Source organism: Streptomyces sp. NPDC002730, from assembly GCF_042888805.1.
In the GTDB taxonomy this organism is placed as follows: domain Bacteria; phylum Actinomycetota; class Actinomycetes; order Streptomycetales; family Streptomycetaceae; genus Streptomyces.
This window is the reverse complement of the sequence record NZ_JBIAQG010000029.1, coordinates 32,776-37,475: the sequence shown is the minus strand read 5'-3', so window position 1 is coordinate 37,475 and position 4,700 is coordinate 32,776. Positions and strand designations below refer to the sequence as shown.

The window sequence follows — 4,700 nt, the reverse complement described above, 5'->3', positions numbered from 1 at the left end:
TCTTCCGGACTTTGCCCCTGGCCAGGCGCGCTGCCTGGACACACTGACCGCCCTGATCGTTGCTGTAGCTGGACGTGAACCACTCAGCGCTCTGCAGGGCGTCGTCCTGGTTGGTCATGAGAATCAGAACTCCTCGATTGCATTCTTGATCATGCTCAAGGACTCTGGGTGCCCTGGAAGGCGCCCTGCCAGGCGCCCCGACGTCAGCCCCGATGGTCAGCTGCGCGGCCCGCATATGGCGTGATCCTGCAACGCGAGGTGCAACACGGTTGCCAAGAGCCTCAATTCGAGGTGTCACCGCAGGTCAGGGGTGAAACGCGCGGCCGTGTTTCACTGCGCGCATTGCAGGGCCATGGGCTGGTGTTGCAGTCAGCGGCGCCGGGCTGGGGGGAAGCTCTGCGGGGCCGGGAGCGGCGCTGACAGACTCGGGTGCGTCGTGATCATCGAACGCCGACGGTCGCTTCTACCGGCTGTGGCAGCACCGCCGGCCCGAGCCGCTGCACACCGGCGACGCGATCCTGTTGCGTCCGAGCGACGTCGACCAGATCATCAAGTTCGCCATGATCTGGGCTACGCGCCATGCGGCCGACCCGCGCAGCGACGCTCTGGTCGATGAGGTCGCCGCCGGAGCCAAGGCCGTCGTGCTGCACTTCGCCCAGGCCGCCCAGGCTCCGGTACAGCGTTAGGCGCTGCCCGTGGCAACGGCCGCGCGGAACTCCTGAGTCATCAAGGCCACCGAGCCGCGCTGGACAGGAGCCGGGCCCGGCTCGCCCCACACCTTGTGCAGCGCGGCTCGCATCCGGTCGTTCATGGCATCGTTGAGGACGGCCTGGTGCTCCTCGGGCACCTCGCGCACGTCCTGGACGACGACCATGGTGCCGTGGCGGCGTTCATCCCGATCGTGGTGACCTTCCAGCCGAGCTGCCGGGCCGCTTTACGCATCGCGGCCCGGATCAGCTCCACCCCGCCCAGTCCGACGGCCTCCTCGTCATCCAGATTGACCTGGTACGAGCCACCGAATCCGCCCGCGCCTTCCGGGCAGTTGCGGCGCAGCAGGGGCACGAGGACTTCGGCCATGGCGGTGCAGCGCGGGTCCTTCGCGTACGAGGCCATCCGTCAGCTCTCTTCCGGGCCGGTGAGGTGCGGCCACAGCAGCTTGAGGTCGTGGGCGACCCGCTCTGCCAGGACGTCGGGGTCGTTGGCCGTCCACTGGTGAGCCGTACCAATGGTGTCGGTGGCCTTCGTCCTGGAGGTGCTCTTGCCGGGGAAGGAGCCGGAGGTGACGCGGGCGGTGAAGGTCGCCGGGGCCGGCGGGCGGGGCAGGAAGAGCAGCGGGTGGTGCGGGGTGAAGTCGAAGTGGCCCAGGCGCGCTGCGGGTTCTTCGTCGAAGAGCTGCGGCTCGGTCCACAGGCCGACGGTGACCACCAGCCAGGTGTGCGGGCGGTCCGGGTCGTTGCACAGCCACAGGTCGAACGTGCCGACCAGCAGGTTCCCCTCCCATTTCCAGACCTTCGCCCGCGGATCGAGAGCATCGGCCCCGTCCACACGCAGCGGCATCAGGGCGCGCTCGAACGGAGCGATCAGATCGTCGTAAGCCGTCCGCATGGCCACGCTGCCGGCGTGGTCGACCGTGTACTCGCGGTCCGGCGTGATCTCCCACTTCAGGCCGTCGGGAAGCTGGGTGGTCAGGTACTGGCGCAGCGGGCCAAGCGCCTGCGGGAGGCCGTCCTTGTCGAGTCGGCCATGCTCGGCCGCGGGCAGGCGAACCCACCAGGCGTAGTACGGCGTTCCGTCGTCGTAGGAGTCGTAGTCGACGCAGTGCTCGTACACGCAGCCCAGCGAGGCCGTGAGCTCCGTCATCGTCTCCTGGGTGCGCTCGTCCAGGCCCGGATCCTCGCCCGCGAGCTGCTGAGGGTCCTGGACCTCGAGGCGCCACACCACCCACTCGAAGTCCTTGAAGTCCGTCACGCGCACGCGCCCCTCGGCTCGACGGTGTAACCCCTGCTGTACCCGGCCAAACGTCCCGCTCCCCTGCTTCGCCCTGCTCCGACACTCCAGTACACCAAGGCCCACCAGGCGGGCGGGAACGTTCGCAGACACCCGGCCCCAACGAGCGACGCACAGGGCCGGCGACGCCGGCGCACCGGTTCAGCCGACGTCAGGGTCGTATCCGAGGCTCTGAAGGAGACGGCGGCGTTCGTCTTCCTCGCGCTCAAGGAGTGCTGCCAGGACGCGCACGTCGCGGTGGGAGGTGATCGCGGCCTTCAGCACGGCGGCGAGGACGTCGGGCGGCAGGGCTTCGGCCTGGGTGGTGGAGGTGCCGCTGAAGGAGCGGTGATCACTTGGAGGCGACACCGACATAGGCCGGGTCCTGGAGGTTGATGGGGTTGGCGTCGTCCCAGTTGCGGATGTCGTCCCCCAGCAACCCGACAGGCCCGCAGCCACACCATCAGCCCACCCCAGCGCACCGAGCGGGCGCACACTCCACGATCAGCCGCACACAACCCCGTTGCCCAGACCCAGCCGCAAGCCACGGTGACCGCCTCCAGACAGCCGACCGCCCCGGAGACCACGCGGCAGGGACGCGCAAACGCGATGTTCGGGGCCGTCACAGTCGCCGTCCGGCGAACGGGGAGAAGCTCGCCGGACAGGCCGTGGGCATGCACCAGCCCCAACGACCGACCGCCCCAGCAGACACGACCCGCCGTCACGGGGTCGACGGTGGCCGGGGCGGACGGCTTCCACGGCTCTACCCACCTGTTCGGGCCGGGGCCCGCGTCGGGCAAGACCAGGGGGCCACTCGTTCACATTCCGGGCAGGGGCAAGCCTGCCCGAGTTGCCGGGAACCGTACGGCCCCCTGACCATGCCCGACCCCCACCCGAACAGGACACCGGCCAAAGCCGCTCCAACCGCCCGCGATGTCGAGCGCAGCCCCAAAACCACTCACCGTCCCACCGGACAGGCGGCACGAAGGCCCCAGCCATCCGCCACGAGGGGCAGGCGAACGGGGCCGGGTGATGAGCCGTTAGGCAGTGGAGACTCTTCCACGGTGTCCGGATCGGTCCGAGCAGACTCTCGTCGTTCGCCGCAGTCGTCCTCACGTTCGTGATCTACGGGTGAGAAGGCTCCCGGTGGGTGAGCCGGGGCTCTTGTCCAGCTCTTTTGGTTCCTGCGTGGCCGTTTCGGAGGACCGAATGGACAACAATCATGGCTTATGGTAACGACTGAATCACCGTCGGTGATCGCGGCCTGTCGGCGACGTGCGGGGCCGCTGTTGTGATGCGGGAGATCAAAGTGATCGGACGTCGAATGCCAGACAGGGAGCCGCCGGGCAGGAGAGGCGGTGCGCTGCGGTGGTGGAGCAGGGCGCGGGCGGCCGCGGTGGGGATGACCCTGATCACCGGGCTGGCGCTGCCGGTGATCACAGCGCCGCCGGCTACCGCCGTCCCCGCCGGTACCTACGCCTACGTCGCCAACAGCAACTCGGACACCGTGTCCGTAGTCAACACCGCCACCAACACGGTCGCGGCGACCATCACCGTCGGCAACGAACCCAAGGGTGTGGCGGTCAATCCCGCCGGCACCCGCGCCTACGTCACCAACGCAATCTCGAACACGGTGTCGGTGATCAGCACGGCCACCGACACGGTCATCGCCACGGTCCCTGTCGGCGCTGGACCAGAAGCGGTGGCGGTCAATCCGGCCGGCACCCGCGTCTACGTCGCCAACAGCTCCCAAGGGAACCAAACGATGTCGGTAATCAACACGGCCGACAACAACTCCGTCACCACCATCCTGCTCGGCGCCCAGCCGCACGGCCTGGCGGTCAGTCCGGACGAGGACCGCCTCTACGTCGCTCTCCAAACGGGCAGTGTGGCGGTGATCAATACGGACGACAACAGCCTCATCACCACCGTCACCGTCGGCAACAACCCGCAAGGTGTGGCCATCACTCCCGACGGGGCGTTCGCCTACGTCACCAACGCCGACTCGGACGACGTGTCGGTCATCAACACGACCACCAACACTGCCCTTCCCGCCACCGTCACCGTCGGCAGCAACCCACGAGGCGTGGCCATCACCCCGGACGGGGCGTTCGCCTACGTCACCAACGCCGACTCGGACGACGTGTCGGTCATCAACACGACCACCAACACTGCCCTTCCCGCCACCGTCACCGTCGGCAGCAACCCACGAGGCGTGGCCATCACCCCGGACGGGGCGTTCGCCTACGTCACCAACACCGGCTCGGACAACGTGTCGGTCATCAACACGACCAACAACACCGTCACCGCCACCGTCACCGTCGGCGACTTCCCGACCGGTGTGACGATCGCGGCCGTGGTGACGGTTCCGTTGACCACGCCGGTGATTACCAGTCCGGCTAACGGGGCCACGATCCACGACAGCACCCCGACGTTCACCGGCACCGGCGGAGTGGGTGACACTGTTACCGTCGAAGACGGGGATGGCGCCACGATCTGTACCGCTACCGTGGACGGGTCGGGGGCCTGGTCATGCACGGCGGCCACGACGATCCCGAACGGCACCTACACCTTCACTCCCACCGCCACCAATCCCCAGGGCACCTCCACCGGCACCTCGGTGACCGTGACAATCGCCGCCCCGCCGGTGATTACCAGTCCGGCTAACGGGGCCACGATCACCGACAACACCCCGACGTTCACCGGCACCGGCG

Annotated in this window: 7 protein-coding genes; 2 read left to right on the top strand and 5 right to left on the bottom strand. The window is 68.3% G+C overall.

Going from position 1 to position 4,700, the window contains the following annotated elements:
- Window positions 1-118, bottom strand: a 118-nt coding sequence (locus ACFYXH_RS41030) for a DUF397 domain-containing protein (protein ID WP_389574588.1), incomplete at its 3' end; no start/stop codon positions are given.
- Between the two features lie 442 nt (window positions 119-560).
- Between ACFYXH_RS41030 and ACFYXH_RS41025 the strand changes: the two genes are divergently transcribed.
- Entirely contained in the window at window positions 561-686 is a 126-nt protein-coding gene (locus ACFYXH_RS41025; RefSeq protein WP_389574585.1) for a hypothetical protein, read from the top strand.
- Here the strand turns inward: ACFYXH_RS41025 and ACFYXH_RS41020 are convergent.
- The 4 genes from ACFYXH_RS41020 to ACFYXH_RS41005 all read right to left on the bottom strand — a co-directional run bounded on the left by ACFYXH_RS41020 (window position 683) and on the right by ACFYXH_RS41005 (window position 2,361).
- Window positions 683-811: a hypothetical protein gene (locus ACFYXH_RS41020; RefSeq protein WP_389574582.1), complete on the bottom strand. Its 129-nt coding sequence runs from the start codon at window positions 809-811 to the stop codon at window positions 683-685. The two genes, ACFYXH_RS41025 and ACFYXH_RS41020, sit on opposite strands and share 4 nt — an antisense overlap.
- Complete coding sequence (locus ACFYXH_RS41015) at window positions 808-1,113, bottom strand: hypothetical protein (protein WP_389574579.1); 306 nt, start codon at window positions 1,111-1,113, stop codon at window positions 808-810. The genes ACFYXH_RS41020 and ACFYXH_RS41015 overlap by 4 nt, the downstream gene beginning before the upstream one ends.
- A 3-nt stretch (window positions 1,114-1,116) precedes the next feature.
- A complete protein-coding gene (locus ACFYXH_RS41010; RefSeq protein ID WP_389574576.1) occupies window positions 1,117-1,968 on the bottom strand; it encodes a hypothetical protein in 852 nt (283 codons plus the stop codon).
- Window positions 1,969-2,148: 180 nt separating this feature from the next.
- Window positions 2,149-2,361 (bottom strand): hypothetical protein, encoded by a 213-nt coding sequence (locus ACFYXH_RS41005; protein WP_389574573.1) that lies wholly within the window; start codon window positions 2,359-2,361, stop codon window positions 2,149-2,151.
- A gap of 949 nt (window positions 2,362-3,310) precedes the next feature.
- Between ACFYXH_RS41005 and ACFYXH_RS41000 the strand changes: the two genes are divergently transcribed.
- Window positions 3,311-4,700: beta-propeller fold lactonase family protein (locus ACFYXH_RS41000; RefSeq protein ID WP_389574570.1), on the top strand; the 1,390-nt coding region annotated here is incomplete at its 3' end.